The organism is Lysobacter sp. OAE881, assembly GCF_040546665.1.
GTDB lineage: Bacteria > Pseudomonadota > Gammaproteobacteria > Xanthomonadales > Xanthomonadaceae > Lysobacter_J > Lysobacter_J soli.
This window is the reverse complement of sequence record NZ_JBEPOG010000001.1, coordinates 2,281,077-2,300,648: the sequence shown is the minus strand read 5'-3', so window position 1 is coordinate 2,300,648 and position 19,572 is coordinate 2,281,077. Positions and strand designations below refer to the sequence as shown.

Here is a 19,572-nt window from a genome sequence, read left to right as displayed (position 1 = left end):
GAAGCTGCGCACGGGGATACCGCGCGTTGCCGCTCGGGCAACAATGGCCCTTGGCCTGCGCGTGGCTATCGTTGCGTGCGGGGCGTGCTGCGCGAGGCACGCGCCGCGACGGTCAACACGCTGTTGCCGATTCACGCGCTACTCCGGCTGCGCGCGTGCGCACTACGCGCGGCCCGTCGCCGAACACAGGAGTCGTCCAGATGCGCACCACCCTCGCACTCGCCCTGGCCACCACGATGTGGTCGCAGGGCAGCCCGGTGCTGAACCGTCGTCCAGACGAGAGCTTGTACGGAGGGCCGCAGGACATCCACACGGTCGGGCGCAACGCCAGTACATTCGAACCTACTAAGTTCGCCGAGTTCTTCCTGAGGGACGCCGGCAAGCCCGCGGTGATTCCGGGCGAATGAGTGTCGGGCGCGCCGATCGTGCCCCGGCGTGCCCGTGCAGAAATGTGAAGGGCGCTGTGCGTTCAGGGCATCAATCGGTTGATGCGCGTGCGTCTTCCCGTCGCCGGCGTGCGGGGCTAGGCTGCGCGCAAGTACCCGCGTGCAACCACCACGAGGCTCCGCCATGTCGAACGCTCGAGATCCGCATCCGGTGGAGCCGCCGCAACTGGGATGGCATGACCTCCAGGCGCAGCTCGATACGCTGCGTGGAAACGTCGAGCAGATGCTGCGGGAGAACCCCGACACGACCGCCGTCTACGAAAAGTTCGCCGACATGGCAGGCGCTATCGTGTCGCGCGCGTCGCCCGACGAGTTCGAATCGGTCAACAGCGAACTGGGCGCAATCCTGCGCGACCTGCAGTTGACCGGCGACAGCATGGACTAGCAGGTGAACGACCTCACCGCCATTGCCACGCGACTCGATCCGACCCCGTTCTACCGCAACCGGATCGGCGACTTCAGCGATCGCGTTCCCGGCCCGGAGCTGGTCGAACTGTTCGACCAGTCGGGCTATGACCTTAGTCCGCTGGAGAAGCTCTACGCAGCGGCGAACGGCCAGCGCTTCTGCACGCATCGCGAACACCGGCACGCGATCCGCCGCCGCTGGCTCGCGTCGCCACCGACAAAGAACGAGGGCGCGGTGCTCAACCACGCGTTGCTATTCGAACGCAAAGGGTTCGCCGGCGAGGCGCTGGAACAGCTCAGCCGATGGGCGCGCGTAAACCCGCTCCTATACAAGCTGGTGAAGCTGCGGCCGAAATGGGGCCTGGATTTCTCGATCGACTATGCCGATCGCGACGGCAACGTCTTCGAGATCCTGCACTTCGAGTACGACGCGTTCGTGTGCGAGCACATCCAGGCGCGCGTGGACCGCTACACGCGCATGTTCATGTCGATCGACTGGGACGCCAGCGCAAGACACGTCCTGGCCTGTCGCGACGAATGGATCGACCTCGATTTCGCGGCGCAAAGTGCGTGGAAGTGCGATTTCTTTGGTATCGAGCACGAGCGATTCAAGATGGTCGCCTGGGAGCGCTAGCGCGTGGCGCTTCAGGGACGCCGCCCCGGCGCCGCATACGGCCGATCAAAGCGCGATGTCGCTGACCCGGCGCGACGGTGCCGGGACGTCGACTTCACCGAGCATCTCGCGCAGGTCGATCTGGATATCCTGACAGATGCGCCAGACTGGGACGCCGTTGGCGCCGCCGTCGAAAAGGTTTTCGCTGGCTTCCACGCCACCGTTGCGCCCGCGGAAACACCACGCCCCACAGAATCGCGAGCCAGCGCCCAGCCGACCGCCTCGTACAGCTCAACGGGAACGGTGCACAGCAGCAGGAGTATCTAGATCGAGCAGCGCGTCCAGGCTATGAATGGGCCAGAACAATCGCGGTGGCCATATCCCCAAATCGGACGACCATGCTTTAGGCCTGGCCACCTGGTAAATGGTCGGAGCTGCTGCGTGCCCGCACCCCTGCGCCCCACCGCGCCGCTGCTGTAGCAGGGAGCGTGAGGATTAGTCCTACAAGGGACGGAAGATGAACTTTTCGTTTCAGTGCTCGTGTCTTACCGCCAACCCTGTCGCCAATACAAGTCCGCTTTCGGCCAGAAGCGGTCCTTCGGCGTGGCAGACAGGGATCGGACGCAGGTGCCGCCGGCGGCTCTCACGCGGCCGAATTGCTCACAGATTCAGCGATCCAACAAGACTGTTCATGGCGCCGGCCAACCATGAGAATCGCCACGTACTTGTCATTCGCTTGAGGTGCGTGATGAATAGCTGGCTGTCACTATTGGTTGCAATCGTTGCGGAAGTGGTCGCAACGACTGCCCTCAAATCCAGCGAGGGTTTCACACGTCTCGTTCCGTCGGTTGTAGTCGTGATCGGTTACGGCGTTACGTTCTACTTCCTGTCGCTGACATTGAAGTCGGTTCCGGTCGGGATCGCTTATGCCGTCTGGTCGGGGCTCGGCGTCGTACTAATCACCGCTGTTGCTTGGGCACTCTACGGCCAGAAGCTCGATGCGTGGGCAATTCTCGGGATGGCCCTGATCGTCAGCGGCGTCCTGGTGATGAATTTGCTTTCGAAGTCCAGCGCACACTGAACCTGATGTCCGCTTCGGGTCGAAAGCGGACATTAGCATCGCCGGTGCGACACAAGGTCGGGCAGTGCCACCCTCCTCCCTCCCTACCCCCGATAAACAGGCCTAATCTCCGCTACCCTGCTGGATGACCGCTATCGACCCAATGAGCGGGCAGCGGTACCGAACGAACGCGGTGAGTTTCCGAAGCGCCGGGAGCCAACTCCCGGCGACTCCGAACGGCGATCGTCAGAAATGCCAAGCCAGTCGGGCGATGCCGGCGTTCGCGTGATAGCCGCCGCCGAACTCCGTTGAATAGTTCACGCTGAGGTCGACGTTCTTCCAGTTGAACAGGTTCATCCCGAGGCCTACGCGGCCATAAGTGCTCGGCACGTTCGTGTGCACGGTGAAACTGTCAGCGGCGGGTTCGTCAGCGAAGTGCGCACGCGTTGTCCAGTCGTTGCCATCGCCCGCCTCCACCGCGCTGTCGACGTAAAAGCCCAGCTTCGCACCGCTGGCAAGCGCATGCGTGGTGCCCCACTGGGCGCCCAGCCCGCCGCCAACAGAGAACTGGCCCTGCGACTGCACCGCGAGGTTGAACGGCGAGTTGCCCTGTTCGGTGTATCCGTCGCCGTGCACTTCGATGCCGCGCAGTTCGGCGTACGGCTTGATGTAGCTGTTGCCGAAGTCCTTCGTGTAGCTGGCCTGCAGGTGAACGCCGGCATTCCAGACGTCGGGCTTCGCCTTGGCCTGATCGACTTCATCGCCCACGACGATCGTGCGCTGGCTGTCGTAGCTGCCGTAACCGCCGTCGACCACGCCCGACAATTCCAGCGGACCGTGGTCGTAACGCAGGCCGACGCCGCCCACGACACCGTCGCCTTCAACGCTGCCCATGCCGTCGGCGTCGCGGAACTGGCTGTGCTGGTACCCGATGGCGCCGCCGATGGTCAGGCCGTCGTGCAGTTCATGCTGGAAACCGCCTTCTACCGTCTGCGTGTCGGCGTTGTAGCCGAGTGCGTCGGCCGTTTCGTTCTGCTTCGCGCTGCCGGCCTGCACGCGACCCCATGCGCAGTCGGCCTGATTGGAATCGGCATCGCAGCCCTGCTCCAGATTGCTCACGAAGTCGCGGCTGCTGCCCTGGAAACGGAACGCACCGATGCTGCCGAGCGCCCGACCGTTGAGGCTGCCGAGCGCGGTCTGGTACGCGGCCGCCGAATCCACCTTCGCAAAGGCGTTGTAACCGTCGTCCATCGCGTCGCCGCGGTCGAAGCGATGCTGCAGGTGATCGGCAACGGCGCGGCTGGTGGCGCCAAGCCCGGCCGCCTGGTCGCTGAAATGCGCTTCCGGCGTGGCATAGAGCGTGTTCGCGTCGTGGTCCAGGCGCGTGCTAAACAGAAGTTTCTCGTTCGTTGCCCTTAACTGCGGTTCGACGGTGAGGCCACCGGTGGCCGTCATCAGCGGCAGGGTCTGCTTGCGCAGCGTGGACGGACGCACTTCGACGCTGCCGGCGACGTCCGCCGTGCCGTTCACGACGAGCCGGTCGCCCTTGCCCTGCGAGAAGTCGGCATCGAACTCCAGCGCGCCGGTGCCGCTGTAGTTGCCGGTGAGCGTGGTCGTGCCGATCGCGGTGCGTTCGATGCCCAGCACGCCGCTGTTGCGGAATTCGCCACCGCCCAGATCGACCGTGTCGCCGGCTTCGATGCGGCCGGCGTTGTCGATCGTGCCGATCGCTCCCGATGCCGTGCAGTCGCCGCTGCATTTGGTGCCGAAGTTGCCGGCGATGGTGCCACCGGTCTGGTTGGTCACGTGGAACGACTTGCCGACCGAATCGATCGCCATGCGGCCCGAGCTGCCCAGGGCATCGATCACACCGGCATTGACGACGGTATTGCCCCCGGACGCGTTGAGCAGGACCGCGCCGTCTGCATTGCCGGTTGCCAGCACGCGCGCGTTGCTGCCGACGTTCAGCGTGGCGATGCTCTGGTCGATATTCGGCGCGTTCTCCTGCGTCTGGAAGCTGACGTTCTCCGACTCCATCGCCACGCCCCAGCTGTTCTGGCCCGAAACGGTGATGGTGCCCGCGTTGAGGTTCACGGCCACCGCGCCGCCGCACGGCGTCTTGTCGCCGCAGTACATGTTCTCGCCCATGCCGCTGCGGAACAGCGTGCCGGTGCCGTCGGTGCGGCCAATCACGCCGCCGGTGCCGGAGGCGGCCTGCGCGAAGATGCCGGATGCGCCGCCACCGGTGGTCGTGATGTCGGCACTGTTGTCGACGGTGACGTTGCCGCCCATGCCCATGTCCCAGCGGTTCTGATAGACCTGGGCCGAACCGTTGAGCAGGTTCACGCCCTGCAGGCCGTTGACGATTCCGCCGCCACCGCCGATCGACTGCGCGACGATGCCGGCCGCACCGTTGCCGCTGGTGGTGATGCTCGTCTGCTGCTGCGTGGTGACATCGACATCCCCGGCGCGATTGCCGTTGGATGGCGCGGTGTTGTCGGGATTGGGCGCGAACTCGTTGACGGTGACCTGGTTGTTCGGATCGACCACGACCAGGCCGCCACCGCCGCCGACCGACTGCGCGAGGATGCCGAATGCGTTCGCGCCGCTCGTGCTCACCTTGCCGCCGCTGTCGAGGTTCACGATCGCCTGGCCGCCGGTGTTCTTGCTGCCTGTCCAGTTCTGGCCGAGCGTTGGCTTCACCTCGCCCTGCCCGAGCGACTGCGTCGTCGAATTGAACAGGCCGGTATCCTGGTCCTGGCTCTGGCCCATCACCGCCGCCAGACCACCGCCGCCCCCCACCGACTGCGCAAACATGCCGATGGCGTTGTCGCCAAGGGTGTTGATCGTGGCGGCGTTCGTGACCGTCGCCGTTTCGCCCTGTCCGGACACGGCGTTGGTCGCGTCGGTGGACTGCGAGCCGAAGATCAGGTTGACCGGATTGCCGAGCCCGGCGTTCGGCATCGATGCACCGCCCACGCCGCCACCACCGCCGACCGACTGCGCGAACATGCCGACGGCGAGGTCACCGCTCGTTTCGATGTCGCCACCTGTGTTGTTGGTCAACGTGACGTCGCCGCCGTTGCCGCCCTTGCCACCGGTGCCGCCCACGGCGATCACGCTTTCGACCACCGAATCGTGCAACTGGTCGTTCGCCGTCACCGGTGCCGAGGCGCCACCCACGCCGCCACCGCCGCCGACGCTCTGGCCGAACATGCCGTGCGCCATCGCGCCGTGCGTGGTGATATCGCCGGACGAATCGACTGTTACCGTGCCGCCATCGCCGGCTGCGCCGCCGTCGCCGCCGAAACCGCCGCCGACATCGACCGTGAAGTTCGCGGCGGTAAGGCCGGAGTAGATCGGCTTGGTCGGGTTTTCCTGCGTGAACTGGTAGAGGCCTTCCAGCGTGTTCTTGTCGTCCCACGCGCCCTTTACGTTGTCCTTCCAGTCCCAGAGATTGTCGGTCACCTGCGTGAAGCCATTGGGGTCGTTTGTCTTGCCGTCGGCGGCCAGCGTGAGCGCCATCTTCGAGTACGCGTATTCTGGATCGTCGCCGGAACCCGTCGCCGCGTTGCCGCCCGTGCCGCCACCGCCGCCGACGCTCTGCGCGAACACGCCGTACGACTGCGCGCCGTACGTTTCGATAGCACCGCCGCCGTTGTGCACCGTCGCGCTCCCGCCATCGCCGCCCGCGCCGCCGGTACCGCCGACGGCCACGTTGATGTTGAGCTGGCCGTTGCTGCCCTTCCCGGTGGAGTCGCCGCCGTTGCCGCCACCGCCGCCGACCGACTGCGCGAAGATGCCCGCCGCCAGGTCGCCCTGCGTCAGGATGCCGCCATTGCCGGCGACGTCACGGTTGGACAGCACCCCGGGATCGGAGAAGGGATTCGGATCGCTGCCGTCGGCGGTGATGAAGTTCTCGACCGTCACGTCGCCGCCGTTCCCGCCTGCTCCACCTTTTCCGCCGACCGCGACCGACAGCTGCGTGCTGTAGTCGCCTGCCGACCACAGGCCGCCCGCGTCGGTGGTGCCGACCCCGCCGGTGCCACCACCGCCGCCCACGCTCTGCGCGAACACGCCGATGCTCTTGGCCTTGTCGGTGGTGATCAGGCCGCTGTTCCAGACGTTCACTTCGCCACCATCGCCACCGGCCTTGCCCGCGCCGCCGATGGCGGTGGTCACGTCGACTTTCGCCTGCTGGTACGCCATCGACGTGCTCGATGCGTCGCCGCCCGCGCCGCCACCGCCGCCCACGCTCTGCGCGAAGACACCGTAAGCATCCTGGCCCTGCGTCTGCAGCAGCCCGGCGTTCATCGCCTCGATCGTGCCGCCGTTGCCGCCCACGCCGCCGTTGCCACCGACGGTGGTGGTGAACGACAGGCTTGGCGTGTCGGGCACGCTGGAGTTGTAGTTCTCCGCCGCTGCGGTGCCGCCGATGCCGCCACCGCCGCCGACGGCCTGCGCCATCAGCGCATGCGCGTTGTCGCCGCTGGTCTGCGACTGGCCAAGGTTGTAGGCGTCGGCTTCGGTCGCGTCGCCACCGGCGCCGCCGTTGCCGCCGACGGCGATCGCCACGCTCACCTGCGCGCCGATCGCGCGTGACATCGCGCCACCGCCCGAACCGCCACCGCCGCCGACGCTCTGCGAGAAGATTCCGGTCGAGTGCTGGCCGCTGGTGTCGATCAGGCCGAAATTTACCGCCTGCGCGAGGCCGCCTTCGCCACCACTGCCGCCGGCGCCGCCGACCGTCACGGCCGAACCGAGCGCAGTGTTGATCGCATCGCCGCCGCGTCCACCGCCACCGCCGACGCTCTGCGCGACCATTCCCCGCGAATACGTGCCGCTGGTGGTAATGACGTCGCCGGGATGGAACGCACGCGCGCCACCGTCGACCGGCGGCGGATCGTAGTAACCATTTCCGATATAGGCGTTGTTGCCGTCGCCGCCGTTGCCGCCTTCGCCGCCGATGGTGACGGAGAAGATGCCGCCCTGCCCGGCGCTGCTGTCGTTGAGGTCGCCCGAATACCCACCGCCACCGCCGACGCTCATCGCCACGAGCGCGTCGGAATCGTCGCCGGAGGTGGGCACCTTGGCGTAGGGCGTGGTGGTGTCGTTGGAGAGCTGGATCTGTGCGCTGCCGCCGTCGCCGCCGCTGCCGCCCTTGCCGCCCCGCGTGAAGTACACGCCGTTGCCGGAATTGCTGTTGCCGCCGTTGCCGCCCGCCGACAGCGCCATCGCACCGAACGTGTTGTATCCGGTCGTGGTGATCAGCGTGTTGTCGTTGTTCGCGTTGGGTTGTGCGATGCCCTGCAGGCTGATGGCGACGTCGCCGCCAATCCCGCCCTTGGCGCCGTTGCCCACTTTCACGCCACCGCCGGTGACCGTGCCCGCGGCGCCGCCCACACCGCCCTGGCTGGTGGCGAGGATCGCCCCGGCGGTCACGGACGTATCCAGCGGCACCGTCGTGTCGCCGGTGCTGTCGAAGTTCTGCTGCGGTCCCGTGCCTGCCTTCCCGGGCCCCTGCGCGGCGATCGTGCCGCCGTTGACGAAGATGTTGATGTCGCCGCCGATGCCGGCGTCGCCGCCGTCGGCGCCGGTGGCCTTGGAGTTGTAGGCGGTCGCTTCGCCCCCCGTGCCGCCATCGCCGCCCTTGCTCACCGCGACGATGCCCGAGCCCCCGTTGTAACCGAGGACGTTGGCGCTGGAGTAAGCGTCGATCTCGCCGCCGTCGCCGCCCGCGCCGCCCTTGCGGCCAGTGACCTCCGTGGTGCCGTCGGACTGGCCCTGGCCGCTGTCGCCACCGCGTCCGCCGCCGGAATACAGATTGACCGCCGACCCGGTCGCTTCCATGTAGGTCAGCGTCTGGTCCTGGAGCGGATTCATGGGCATGACGTAGCTCACCTTGCCGCCGTCGCCGCCCGTGCCGCCAACGCCGCCGTTGCCGGTGTTCCCGCTGTCCTGGCCGCGGCCCGCATCGCCGCCCTGGCTGGACAGCGACACGACGTTGCCGTTGGCCGCGTAGTTCTCCAGCAGCGATGCCGTGCCGCTGGTTTCCGGCATGTCCATCGTGAAGGTGATATCGCCACCCTGTCCGCCGCTGCCGCCTAGCGGACCGTCCTCGCTGAAGTTCGCGTTCGACATGCCACCCGCGCCACCGTTGCCGCCGGTGCTGCTCACGCCGTAGAAGACCGGATACAAGCTCGTGCGGATGTACTGGCCGGCCTGCGCATCGACGGTGTAGGTCTCGCCCTCGCCGCCGTCGGCGCCGGGCTGGCCGACCTGCGTCTGGTCGGGCGGCGTGTTGCCCGTGTTGCTGTAGATCACCGGAGAGCCATTGTTGCCAGGAATCGATTGCGCCAAGGCAACCGCGGGCAATGCACTGGCGGCGGTGGCGATCAGCGCGATCGAGAGGGCGCGGCTCAATGCATGAGGCGCAGGCGTGGCTTGCAGGCGCGAGGCCCGCGACGAAGAGGTTTTCATGGGGGAGAGTCCGGGTAGTGGCGCGCGTTACGCGCCGGAAAGAGGGGTCGTTTCGAAGATGTCGTCCATCCAGCCGCAGGCTTCCTGCACCAGGCGCACGCGTGCGTTGACCTGGCAGTGGCTGTCGGCGCCGGTGGCCGCGTCGAGCACCACGCACGCCTTGCGCGTGGAGGCGATCTGCTCGTGCCAGTCGAATGCCTGGCGATTGAAGATCGCCGAATCGCCGGCGCCGATCACGCTCAGGAACGGCACCGTCACGCGCGATGCATCGGCCTTTGCATCGCGCCAGCGTTCGAGCATGTCGTCGGCGGACGTCGCGCCGGCTTTCCACGCCATCATCATCCGGCTGCGTAGCGCGGCGCTGCTCGGAGTGATGCGTGCGTCGCTTCCGGCATGCGCGTGCACGCTGCGCTCGAGCAATTCGATCGGGCGTGGAAACGGCGTGCTGGCAATCACCGTGGCGAAGCGGCCGTCGAACTGCGCCGCACGCGTGACGAAGTAACCACCGAAGCTCAGGCCCAGCAGCGCGATGCGACCGGGTTGTGCGCCGAAGCGTTCGACGAGCGTGTCGACGACGGCGGCGATGGGGCGCTCGGGTTCGATCTCCCAGCGCATGCCATCGGCCGGGGTGATGCCCTGCCCCGGCAGGTCGACCATGGCGACCGAATAGCCGCGATCCCAGATGCCGCGGCCGAGCGAGAGGAACAGATCCTCGCGGCACGTGTCCGCGCCGCCGATCACCAGCACCACCGGTGCGTCGGGATTCGCATTGCGCACGAACAGCCCCGGCAGCGTCTTCCCGTCGAACGGGACGTCGAACAACGACGTCGGCAGGCGCAGCTCATCGCAAGCCTTCGCGAACGCAGCACGATGGCGCGCGTAGAGATCGCGGAAGCGCGCGCCGCCGGCCTGTGCGAACTGCCACGCGGAACGGAAGCTGGCGAACGCCTTCATGCGCGCCTCGCCCGCGGCACGGCGCCAGCCACGCTGCGACCACGCATCGGCCTGCGCGTCCTGGTGTTCACCGTAGGCGGCGAAAGCGTCGACCCAGCTGTCGGCGTCGCCATCGACGATCTGCGAGGCGATGTAATCGGCCTGGCCGACATCGAGTCCGCCCGTGGGTCCGAGACTTACCGCCGACATGAAGAACAGATCCATGTCGGTGTCGTTGAAACGAAATTTGCGCGCCATCCGCTGGTCAGGACGGGCTGCGGTCGAGTTTGCGAGGTGGTTCTGCGCGGTGCTCATGTTTGCTTTCCGAGGAAGGTGCGGAAAGAATATGAGCGTCACTCATATTGGCATACTCGCGTTGAGGGCCACCGTTCATGACCAATAAAAGCGAGTCATCTCAATCACTTAAGCGTCGCAAGCCAGTCCAGGGACGAGCGCAGGAGAAGGTAGCGCTCATGTTGGAAGCAGCGATGCAGCTGCTCGACGAAGGGGATCTGCGGAGCCTTTCGACCAATGCGGTCGCCGCCAGGGCGGGCGTCAGCATCGGCACGCTCTACCAATATTTCGACAGCAAGGAAGCGCTCCTCGACGCGGTGGTCGCGCAAGAGTTGGGGAACATGTCGGAGCGCATCCTTGCGCCGCTGGAAAACGCGGCTGCAGCATCGGCCGAAGAGCGAACCCGACACGCCGTTCGCGCTGCACTCGCCTCGTACGGCGGTCGCAGTCGCGTACACCGCCTGCTTATCCAGCACGCGATGAGCCGTCCTCCAGGGCATCACCTGTCGGGCATGTACACACGGCTCATGGAGATACTCACGGCACCACCTTCTGACGCCGCTGCGAATGCTCCGCGCGCGATGACCGCCGCGGAGGCATTCGTCCTCACGTACGCGTTCGGCGGCGTGATGAGGAGCTATTCGCAGGCCGAAGCGCCCCCACCACGTGAAGAACTGGAAGAGGCCGTCGTGTCTCTTGTGCTCGGATTCCTAGCCCGGATTCGAACGGACTCGGAAAGGCCATTCCCTGATGACGCAGCATGAGCGCGGCCTCAGGAATTTGTCCGCTTTCGTCAGGATCGGTCATTCGCCAGTAGTTGCTGAGGGCGCCGGGCAGCGTGACGTGACAGGCCCGTTGGAACTCGCCAAAGTGCCACTGTGTCGAACGACGGCCGTTTGGGCCGCGCCGCGCAGCTGCCATTCGCAAGCTGCAATGAATGTATCTACGCTCGTGCCGCTCTGCCATGTGACTTCGATGTGCGCGGCGTCGTCGATCACGAACGCGTTCGCACCTGCTCTGATGAAGTCTTCGTCGAAAGAACCCAGGCCGATCGCGTAGCTCCGACAGGACTCCGGCTGACAAGGGGATCGTCAGCCCAGGGCTTCGATGGTGAACAGGCCGCCGGCGCCCGGGTGCGCCACAAGGGCATGCGGCGACAGGCGGGCGCGCGCCGTTGTGACGAAGCACGTTCCCGCCTCATCGAAGCACAGGCTGCCCACGTGCGGCGCGGGGACTGGAATCGTTTCGACGCAGGCCCCGTTGTCGGCCAGCCGGACGATGCAGCCGCCGCCCCACATCGCCACCCACACTCGCCCGTGCGCGTCGATCGCAAGCCCGTCGGGCTTGCCCGGCAGGCCGAGGAAATCGGTGACGATCGTCGGTTCGCCGAGCGTTCCCGCGGCCACGTCGGCGGGATACGCCAGCAGCGTGCGCGCGAGAGTGTCGATGACGAACAGCGTGCGTTCGTCGCGCGAGAACGCCATGCCGTTCGCCGCGCCGAGCCCTTCGGCGACGCGACGAACCGGCGCGTCCCACGCGGGTGCATGGAACAGCGCACCGCGGCCGCCCAGCACGCCGCGATGCATCGTTCCGGCCCAGATTCCACCGCGCGAATCGACCGTCATGTCGTTGAGGCGACAACCCGCGCCGACGTCTACTTCCTCGCCGTCTTTCAGCGTCGCCATGTCGCGCGCGAAGCGGACCAAGTGCGTTTCGCCGTTGCCGACGATCGAGCCGTCGGGCACACGAGCAAGCGACCACACCGGCTCGCGCAACGCGATCGATCGACATTCTCGACCATCCCACCGCAGCAGGCGCGGCACGGTCGGGTCGACCCACAGCACTTCGCCGTCGTCGGCCACGACGGGCGATTCGCCGATCGTTGCTTCCGGGTTGCACGAGAGCCGCGCGACCGCGCGACGCCCGCGCGCGATCGCCGCCACCCATTCGCGTGCGCGTGCGCCGACGTCCTGTGCGGACCGACCGGGCTTGTAGAGATCCGAACCGATGCCGAATGCATCCGCGCCCGCCGCGAACAAGGACGGCGCCGCCATCGGAGTGACGCCGCCCACTGCGACAACTTGCACATCCTTGGGCAGCACCGCACGTAACGCCGGCAACAGGCGTTCCGCATCGCCGGAGGGAAACGCCTTGAGCATCCGGGCGCCCGCGTCGATCGCCGCGAACGCCTCACTCGGCGTCGCGAAGCCGGGCAACGGCACCATGGCGTGGCGAACGCTCGCGCGGATCACGTCGACGTTCGTGTTCGGGGACACGCACACCCGACAGCCGATGGCGGCGAGCCGCTCCACGTCGGCAACCGTCAGCACGGTGCCCGCGCCAATCGACATGCGATCGCCGAACGTGCGCACCAGCAATGCGATGGTATCGAACGGATCGGGCGAGTTGAGCGGCACTTCCGCCACTCGGATGCCAGCCTCGAACAACGCCTGCACGACATCGACGGCGTCATTGGTCGGCAACCCGCGCAGGATCGCGATGGCCGGCATCTCGTGCAGCCGCGCTTTCAGAACATCGAAGGTTTCGTCGAGTGAGCCCATCACGCCAGCGCCTTCGCGTGCAGGGCATGAAAACCGTCGACCGATGCGCCGCGCGCATCCATGCCCTGCCCTGCGAGTCCGACGATCGCAAGCGCTTCCGCGTACAACGCGCAGACCGGACCGGAACCGACCAGCGGCACCGTGGCGTGCGCGGCTTCGGGAAACAGCGCGATGGCATCGGCGATCTCGGCGCCGACCAACAGACCGCGCAGGTACGATGCGCCGTCCACGCGCGCCAGTTCGCCGCGTATCACCTTCGCCCGTGCGCCGAACAGCAGCGTGCCCAGTCCGAGCGCGCCGCCGTAACCGTTGCGCACGCCATCCCGGAATGCTTCGCCGGCAGCAGCGGGCCCGTCGACGATCGACGCCAGCAATCCCGCGGCGGTGAGGCGATCGAAGACCTCGCCGGACATCGCCGTCATGAATTCGGCGACGCGCCCCTGTTCCATCCGCACCCACTTGGTGTGCGTGCCCGGCAGCGCCACCACACCGCTGGCTGGAAGCCGGTTCGATGCGAGCAGACCGAACAGTTCGATTTCCTCGCCGCGCATGATGTCCGGTGCGCCGTCGGCGCTACGCCGACAGGCCAGGCCTGGCACGATGCGTACCGCGACCTCGCCGATGCGCACGTCGTGCAAGGCGCCGGCGAGCCCGTCGGGCGCGACCGGGCACATCACGTAGCCCGCATCGGACCAGCCGATGTTCGAACCGACCATGCCGCACGCATAAATGCGTTGCGCCTCCGGCCAGCGCGTTGCGACTTCCGCCACCAGCGCGACCATCTGGTCGCGCGTGAGCGAGGCGATGCCCGACGGTTGCTCGATCGAATCCAGCAGATTGCCGTCGACACGGATGTGGAACGCGCGGAAGTTCGAACTGCCCCAGTTGATGCCGACGATGGTGTCGCCGTCGTTCGTGCTTTGCTTCATCGACGCGTGACCCCTGCCCCGCCATCGATGGGGAACACGCCGCCGGTGATCCAGCTGCTGCGCGGCGAGGCCAGGAAGAGCGCAAGTTCCGCGACGTCCTCCGCCGTACCGAGCCGGCCGAGCGGATGCCGTTCGATGTTCTGCGCACGCGCTGCCTCGGCGTTGGGGGCACGTTCGAACGACGCGCGAAGCATCGGCGTGTCGATCGACGCGGGCGCGATCGCGTTAACGCGGATGTTCGACCCGGCCAGTTCCAGTGCCGCCGAACGCGCCAGTTCCTCCAGCGCCGCCTTGGAGGACGCATACGCCGCGAGCGTCGGCGTGGCGAATCGCGCATTGATCGACGACAGCAACACGATGGAACCGCCACCGCGTTGCCGCATCGACGGCATGCAATGGCGGATCACACGGAGCGCGCCGAGTACGTTGACGGCGTAGGTGTCGACGAATTGCGATTCGTCCGAGTCCATCACCGATCCCGGCGGACACACGGCGGCGCAGTGCACCGCGATGTCGAATCCGCCCACCGCTTCGGACAACGATTGCAACGCCGCCGCGGTATCGCCCGCCGAACGCAGGTCGGCCGCGGCCGAGGCATCGACGCCTTCGACCTCGCGCAGATCCAGCGCCGCCACGCGCGCTCCCGCCTGACGCAGGCGCCGCGCGACCGCCGCGCCGATACCACTTGCCGCGCCGGTGACCAGCGCGGTTCGCCCTTCCAGTTCCGCCATGTTCATGCGCGAATCGTTTCCCTTGCCGGCCTCAGAAGCGCCAGATCAGCGTGGCCTTGTAGTTGCGGCCGAACAGCACGTTCGTACGCAGCCCTTCCTCGAAGCCGTCGTACGTGCGCTGCTGGCTGTCGAGCAGGTTGTTGGCCTCGAACTTCAGCGAGAGGTTCTCGTTGAAATCGTAGCCCATGGTGGCCGACAGGTCCTTGTAGCTGTCGTTCCAGATGCCGGTCGCCGCGGCTGACAGGCCGACCAGGTATTCGTCGCGCCAGTTGTAGGCCAGGCGCACGCTGAAGGGGCCGCGCTCGAAGTAGCCGATCAGGTTGACGTTGTTCTTCGACAGCCCCGGGAACGGCAACGACTGCCCGGTGACGTCGACGATCGGCGTTTCCGAATCGATGTACGTGTAGGTCGCCACGACGCCGAAGCCGTCGAGCGCGCCTTCGAACGGCACCTGCGCCAGCAGCTCGGCGCCCTGCACGGTGGCGCTGTCGCCGTTGACCTTGCGGTTGATCAGGAAGTTGACGCCACCGTAGGTTTCCGCGCTCTGGCGCTGGACGATGAAGGTCTTCACGTCCTTGTAGAACAGGCCCGCCGACAGCAAACCCTGATCGCTGTAGTACCACTCCAGCGAGAGGTCGAACTGGTCGGCCTTGAACGGATCCAGTCCCGGCGCACCACCGCTGCCGGTGCCGGGCGAGATCTGCGTGCCGTTCGCGTCGAAGACCGCGTTGTTGTTGAGCGAAACACCGTTGTTCAGGTCTTCCGTATTCGGGAAGGCGACCACGCGTGCCGCACCGCCGCGAAGCACCACGTCGTCGGTGATGTCCAGGCGCACGATGCCCGACGGCAGGATGTCGTCGTCGCTGCGCGTGTAGGTCGCCGGCTGCGCCGAACCGTTGGCGGCGATGAGGTTGCCGCGCGAATCCAGGTCACGCCCGACGTAACGCAGGCCGATGTTGCCGCTCAGCGGGCGGCCGCCGACTTCAGTGTCCCAGTTGACCTTCGCGTAGGCCTCGGTGAAATCCTCGTCGATGTCGAACGTGCCGGCGTAGGCCAGCGTGTTGTTCGCGCCGTCCAGGCATTGCGCGTTCTGCGAGATCGACGGGAACGCGGTGAACGCCTCGCAGCCGGTGAACACGCTGCGGTACGAACCCAGGAAGCTGCGCGGCAGGCCGGCGAACTCGCCGCGCATGAAATCGTTGTTGCTGTGCACGCGCAGGAATTCTCCCAGCTGCGTGGCGGGAATGCCGCCGGCCGGGCGGATGTCGGCGCGCAGCGGATTCTGTTCGCTCGACAGCTCGCTGTAGCGCGCGCCGAAGTCGATCGAGCGGAACGCGCTGTCGTCGAAGTCCCACGTCCAGTCGGTGCGCAACGCGGTGGTGTCGGTTTCGGCGCGGTAGTAGTTGTCGAACAGGATCGACATGCGCAGCTGTGCGGGGTTGGTCAGGTCGATGCCGCCAACGTTGAAGCTGCCGAAATCGCCGTTGGTGAAGTCGAAATCGACAACCGAGTTGACGCCGGCGACCGGCTGCAGGCGCATGTAGTTCTGGTTGTAGTAAGCGGTGGACTTGCCGTAGTCGGTCTCGACCGAACCGCCCAGGTGGTTGCCGACGCGGAAGCTGGCCTTCAGCGCGGAGGACCACACGTCGGACTCGATGTTCGCCACTTCGGTATTCAGCAGCACCGGACTGGTCGAGCGGCCGCGCAGCAGGATGTCATGGTCGGAATACTCGGCGTTGCTCAGTCCCGCGGTGGGATTGAAGGCGATCCAGTAGCGGTCGCGATCGGCCTTCTGGCGCGAATAGAACGTGTCGGCGGTGATTTCCACGCCGTCGGACGGACGCCACTGCAGCACGCCACTGACACCGACCTTGTCGCGTTCGTCGTCGATGTCCTGCGCGCGCATGTCGGCGTTGCCGAAACGCGTGCGGCCGGTGGAATCGGTGAAGCGACTGTAGCCGGAGAAAGTGTCCAGCCCCTGTTGCTGCACATCGCGCGAGCTGTAGGTGGCCGAGATCAGGCCGCCGAAGTTGCTGTCCGCATTGCGGCCCGACAGGAGCGTGAAGGCCTGCGCGCCGGTGGACTCGCTCATTTCGTCGTAGGTGGCCGCGACGCTCAGCACGTTGGTGCTGGCATCGCCGGCGAGCGGCTTGCGCGTTTCGATGTCGATGATGCCGCCGAGCGCGCCGGCGATCTGGTCGCTGCCGGCGAGCTTGGTGACGGCCAGGCGCGAGATCAGTTCCGACGGCACCAGCGACAGCAGGCCGTACGTGGACGTCGCAAGCTGGTCCAGGCCGTTGCCGCCGCGTCCGGTCGCATCGACGATTTGCCGGCCGTTGTAGAGGATGACGTTCTCGCGCAGGCCGCGCACGAGCACGTCGCTGCCCTCGCCCATGCCGCGTTCGAGCTGCACGCCGGCGACGCGCGAAAGCGATTCGGCGACGTTGGTGTCGGGCAGCTTGCCGATGTCGTCGGCGACGATGGCATCGACGATCTGCGGCGAATCGCGCTTGACGTCGCGCGAGGCTTCCAGGCTTCCGCGGATGCCGACGACGGTGACCTGGTCGAGCGTGCGCGCCTCACCTTGTGGTGCGGCGGGTTCGGCCGGAGCTGCCGGCGGTGGTGGCGTCTGGGCGTTTGCCGACAGCGACGCGAGCAGCGCCTGGGCCAGCACGGTAGACAGAACGGTACGACGGATGATGCGCATTACACGGGCCCTCCCCCGAGGTTTGAGCCGCGGCCGACGTCGTCCGGTGTCCTGTCCTCGCCGGCGTTGCGCCAACGGGATCGGTATCGCCCGGAACGGGCGCCCCTCCACTGCCCTTGTTTGCGATGCGGCTGCCCAGCGTTTCGCTTGGCATTGTGTAACTAATATAGCAATATATTTTCCGGCGCAAGCGTCATGAGCAACGCGATTTCATTGCTGCACCGCGACATGCGCGCTCCAGCGTCGCCATACAGCGCCCTCATGAGGGTGCTTTATAAGCAACACATCAACTGACTACCGGGGGACACACCGCACCATGGCCGCTCTTACAGGCGTCTTTCCGATCCTGCCCAGCATCTTCCGGGCCGATGGCTCGCTGGACTTCGACGGCACGCGCAACGTGCTCGAGTACATCCTCGCCGCCGGCGCCGCGGGCATCGTCTTTCCCGGCCTGGCGAGCGAGTACGACCTGCTCGACGCCGAGGAGCGTGTGGCCATGACGGGCAAGCTCGGCGAGTGGATAGCCGGCCGCGTGCCTTTCATCGTCGGCGCGAGCAGTCCGGACGAAGCGCTCGCCGTGCGGTTCGCGCAGGCCGGCGCAAATGCAGGCGCGGTTGCGGCGATGGTCCTCACGCCGCATCGCCACGCGCAGGATCCCGAGGCGATGGTGGCCTTCTTCGATCGCCTGCATGAAGCCAGCGGCCTGCCGATCATGTTGCAGAACGCGCCCGCGCCGATGGGCGTGGGCCTGGGCGTCGAACAGGTGACGTGGCTCGCGCAACGCTGCGCGGGCATCCGTTACGTGAAGGAAGAAACGCAGCCCTCGGGACATCGCATCACCGCGCTGATGGAACGTGCGGCATCGCACGTGGACGCGGTGTTCGGCGGTGCCGGCGCGCGCTACGTCATCGACGAACTCGCGCGCGGCGCCGTCGGCACGATGCCCGCGTGCGAAGTGACCGAGGTGCACGTGGCGATGCTTGATCGCTACGCGCGCGGCGACATCGATGGCGCGCGGGAGCTGTTCGAACGCACGCTGCCGCTGCTGAGCATGCAGGCGGTGTTCCGCTGGCGACTGACCAAGGCGGTGCTGCTGCGTCGCGGCCTGATCGGCAGCGATTTCGTGCGCGCGCCGGGGCCGGCGCTCGACGAACATGACCAGCGCGAGCTCGATGCCCTGCTCGCCCGCATCGTCGACCTGCTGCCGCTGGACAGCGTGCCCGGCGGCGTGCGCAGATGAGCGCCATGCGAGTCGCCAACGTCGAAACCTTCATCTTCACCGTGCCGCGCGACACGCCGTACCTGGGGCCGCTTGGCCCCGGCGAGCGCGTCAACTCGCGAGGTTACGTGGTACGCAAGGGCAACGGCACGATCTATCCGACCGTCGACCGCTCCGTCGTCGTGCGCGTCACCGCCGACGACGGCACCGTCGGCTGGGGCGAGACCTACGGCATCTGCGCCCCGCGTGCGGTGTGCGAGATCATCAACGACCTGCTGGCACCGGAGCTCATCGGCCGCGACCCGGAGGACGTCGAGCGCATCTGGGACGACCTGTACGGACTGATGCGTGTGCGCGGCTGCTTCGGCGGCTTCAACGTCGACGCGATCGCCGCGCTCGACATCGCGCTGTGGGACCTGCGCGCGAAAGGCCGTGGCGTGCCGTTATGGCAGTTGCTGGGCGATCGCAGGCGCGAACGCATTCCCGGTTATCTGTCCGGGCTTCCTGCGGGCTCGCTCGACGAACGCGTGGCGATGGCCCGCAAGCTGCAGGCCGAAGGACACGATGCGTTCAAGATCCACACCGTCGTCAGCTTCGACGGCATCGTCGAGGAAGCCACTGCGCTGCGTGAAGCGCTCGGCCCCGACGCAGCGCTGATGGTCGACCTGCACTGGAAGTTCGATGTGGCGCAGGCGCTGGATATCGCGCGCCAGCTCGCGCCGCTGCATCTGCAGTTCATCGAGGCGCCACTGAAGCCGGAAGACGTGTCGGGCCTTGCGGAACTCGCGCGGGGAAGCGCGATCCCGCTGGCGGCCGGCGAGGAATGGCACACCGAATACGAAGCCCGGCTGCGCCTGGATCGCGACGCGATCGCCTACATCCAGCCGGAGATGGGCCACACCGGCATCACGCAGTTCCTGCGTATCGCACGCATGGCCAACGCGCGCGGTGTGGTGGTGGCGCCGCACGCGACGATCGGGGTGGGCCTGTTCCTCGCGGCCAGCCTGCATGCGTCGTCGGTGATCGACGAGGTGTGGCGGCACGAATGGCAGCACTCGATCTTCGGCCGGTCGGTGCGGATGCTCGACACGGACATGGCCTACGCGGACAACCAGTACGTCCTGCCGACCGGCGCGGGCCTGGGCGCCGCGCCCAATGAGCGCTTCTGGGAATACGCCGAGTTCGTCGGCTGAG

14 protein-coding genes are annotated in these 19,572 nt (G+C 66.9%); 7 read left to right on the top strand and 7 right to left on the bottom strand.

Annotation, left to right across the window (positions count from 1 at the left end; translation table 11 throughout):
- The first annotated feature begins 200 nt into the window (after window positions 1-200).
- The 3 genes from ABIE51_RS10590 to ABIE51_RS10580 all read left to right on the top strand — a co-directional run bounded on the left by ABIE51_RS10590 (window position 201) and on the right by ABIE51_RS10580 (window position 1,485).
- The gene (locus ABIE51_RS10590) at window positions 201-407 is read left to right on the top strand and encodes a cupin domain-containing protein (protein WP_192630694.1); all 207 of its coding nucleotides are present in this window, start codon (window positions 201-203) and stop codon (window positions 405-407) included.
- 163 nt (window positions 408-570) lie between these two features.
- Window positions 571-831 (top strand): hypothetical protein, encoded by a 261-nt coding sequence (locus ABIE51_RS10585; protein WP_192630693.1) that lies wholly within the window; start codon window positions 571-573, stop codon window positions 829-831.
- Window positions 832-834: 3 nt separating this feature from the next.
- Window positions 835-1,485 carry a hypothetical protein gene (locus ABIE51_RS10580; RefSeq protein ID WP_192630692.1) on the top strand — a complete coding sequence of 217 codons (651 nt, stop codon included), beginning with the start codon at window positions 835-837 and terminating at the stop codon, window positions 1,483-1,485.
- Window positions 1,486-1,530: 45 nt separating this feature from the next.
- Here the strand turns inward: ABIE51_RS10580 and ABIE51_RS10575 are convergent, their stop codons facing one another.
- On the bottom strand, window positions 1,531-1,680 hold the full coding sequence (locus ABIE51_RS10575) for a hypothetical protein (protein ID WP_192630691.1): 150 nt from the start codon (window positions 1,678-1,680) through the stop codon (window positions 1,531-1,533).
- Window positions 1,681-2,212: 532 nt separating this feature from the next.
- On the opposite strand from ABIE51_RS10575, the gene ABIE51_RS10570 reads away from it, so the two are divergent.
- A complete protein-coding gene (locus ABIE51_RS10570) occupies window positions 2,213-2,545 on the top strand; it encodes a DMT family transporter (protein ID WP_192631675.1) in 333 nt (110 codons plus the stop codon).
- Window positions 2,546-2,770: 225 nt separating this feature from the next.
- Here ABIE51_RS10570 and ABIE51_RS10565 read toward each other — a convergent pair whose 3' ends face one another.
- Together ABIE51_RS10565 and ABIE51_RS10560 are read right to left on the bottom strand one after the other, a co-directional pair.
- Window positions 2,771-9,004: a hypothetical protein gene (locus tag ABIE51_RS10565; protein WP_192630690.1), complete on the bottom strand. Its 6,234-nt coding sequence runs from the start codon at window positions 9,002-9,004 to the stop codon at window positions 2,771-2,773.
- Window positions 9,005-9,031: 27 nt separating this feature from the next.
- Complete coding sequence (locus tag ABIE51_RS10560; protein WP_192630689.1) at window positions 9,032-10,252, bottom strand: alpha/beta hydrolase family protein; 1,221 nt, start codon at window positions 10,250-10,252, stop codon at window positions 9,032-9,034.
- Between the two features lie 173 nt (window positions 10,253-10,425).
- Between ABIE51_RS10560 and ABIE51_RS10555 the strand changes: the two genes are divergently transcribed.
- Window positions 10,426-10,995, top strand: coding sequence for a TetR/AcrR family transcriptional regulator (locus ABIE51_RS10555; RefSeq protein WP_192630688.1), 570 nt, complete (start codon window positions 10,426-10,428; stop codon window positions 10,993-10,995).
- 327 nt (window positions 10,996-11,322) lie between these two features.
- Here the strand turns inward: ABIE51_RS10555 and ABIE51_RS10550 are convergent, their stop codons facing one another.
- From ABIE51_RS10550 to ABIE51_RS10535, 4 genes are read right to left on the bottom strand one after another with little or no spacing between them, the layout of a single operon-like run.
- Window positions 11,323-12,792, bottom strand: coding sequence for a 2-dehydro-3-deoxy-6-phosphogalactonate aldolase (locus tag ABIE51_RS10550; RefSeq protein ID WP_192630687.1), 1,470 nt, complete (start codon window positions 12,790-12,792; stop codon window positions 11,323-11,325).
- On the bottom strand, window positions 12,792-13,721 hold the full coding sequence (locus ABIE51_RS10545) for a 2-dehydro-3-deoxygalactonokinase (protein WP_192630686.1): 930 nt from the start codon (window positions 13,719-13,721) through the stop codon (window positions 12,792-12,794). Before ABIE51_RS10545 ends, ABIE51_RS10550 begins: the two co-directional genes overlap by 1 nt.
- Entirely contained in the window at window positions 13,718-14,458 is a 741-nt protein-coding gene (locus ABIE51_RS10540; protein ID WP_354504019.1) for an SDR family NAD(P)-dependent oxidoreductase, read from the bottom strand. The genes ABIE51_RS10545 and ABIE51_RS10540 overlap by 4 nt, the downstream gene beginning before the upstream one ends.
- Before the next feature lie 25 nt (window positions 14,459-14,483).
- Window positions 14,484-17,159, bottom strand: coding sequence for a TonB-dependent receptor (locus ABIE51_RS10535; protein WP_192630685.1), 2,676 nt, complete (start codon window positions 17,157-17,159; stop codon window positions 14,484-14,486).
- A gap of 316 nt (window positions 17,160-17,475) precedes the next feature.
- Here ABIE51_RS10535 and ABIE51_RS10530 point away from each other — a divergent pair, with 316 nt between their 5' ends.
- Together ABIE51_RS10530 and ABIE51_RS10525 are read left to right on the top strand one after the other, a co-directional pair.
- A complete protein-coding gene (locus tag ABIE51_RS10530; RefSeq protein WP_192630684.1) occupies window positions 17,476-18,399 on the top strand; it encodes a dihydrodipicolinate synthase family protein in 924 nt (307 codons plus the stop codon).
- Window positions 18,396-19,571, top strand: coding sequence for a mandelate racemase/muconate lactonizing enzyme family protein (locus tag ABIE51_RS10525; protein WP_192630683.1), 1,176 nt, complete (start codon window positions 18,396-18,398; stop codon window positions 19,569-19,571). The genes ABIE51_RS10530 and ABIE51_RS10525 overlap by 4 nt, the downstream gene beginning before the upstream one ends.
- The last annotated feature ends 1 nt before the right edge of the window (window position 19,572 follow it).

What these genes read in the sequence shown, in the direction of transcription:
- ABIE51_RS10590 (WP_192630694.1), top strand. Translation starts at nt 201, where the DNA reads ATGCGCACCACCCTCGCACTCGCCCTGGCCACCACGATGTGGTCGCAG.
- ABIE51_RS10560 (WP_192630689.1), bottom strand. Translation starts at nt 10,252, where the DNA reads ATGAGCACCGCGCAGAACCACCTCGCAAACTCGACCGCAGCCCGTCCT.
- ABIE51_RS10550 (WP_192630687.1), bottom strand. Translation starts at nt 12,792, where the DNA reads ATGGGCTCACTCGACGAAACCTTCGATGTTCTGAAAGCGCGGCTGCAC.
- ABIE51_RS10585 (WP_192630693.1), top strand. Translation starts at nt 571, where the DNA reads ATGTCGAACGCTCGAGATCCGCATCCGGTGGAGCCGCCGCAACTGGGA.
- ABIE51_RS10570 (WP_192631675.1), top strand. Translation starts at nt 2,213, where the DNA reads ATGAATAGCTGGCTGTCACTATTGGTTGCAATCGTTGCGGAAGTGGTC.
- ABIE51_RS10540 (WP_354504019.1), bottom strand. Translation starts at nt 14,458, where the DNA reads ATGAACATGGCGGAACTGGAAGGGCGAACCGCGCTGGTCACCGGCGCG.
- ABIE51_RS10545 (WP_192630686.1), bottom strand. Translation starts at nt 13,721, where the DNA reads ATGAAGCAAAGCACGAACGACGGCGACACCATCGTCGGCATCAACTGG.
- ABIE51_RS10565 (WP_192630690.1), bottom strand. Translation starts at nt 9,004, where the DNA reads ATGAAAACCTCTTCGTCGCGGGCCTCGCGCCTGCAAGCCACGCCTGCG.
- ABIE51_RS10555 (WP_192630688.1), top strand. Translation starts at nt 10,426, where the DNA reads ATGCAGCTGCTCGACGAAGGGGATCTGCGGAGCCTTTCGACCAATGCG.
- ABIE51_RS10530 (WP_192630684.1), top strand. Translation starts at nt 17,476, where the DNA reads ATGGCCGCTCTTACAGGCGTCTTTCCGATCCTGCCCAGCATCTTCCGG.
- ABIE51_RS10525 (WP_192630683.1), top strand. Translation starts at nt 18,396, where the DNA reads ATGAGCGCCATGCGAGTCGCCAACGTCGAAACCTTCATCTTCACCGTG.
- ABIE51_RS10535 (WP_192630685.1), bottom strand. Translation starts at nt 17,159, where the DNA reads ATGCGCATCATCCGTCGTACCGTTCTGTCTACCGTGCTGGCCCAGGCG.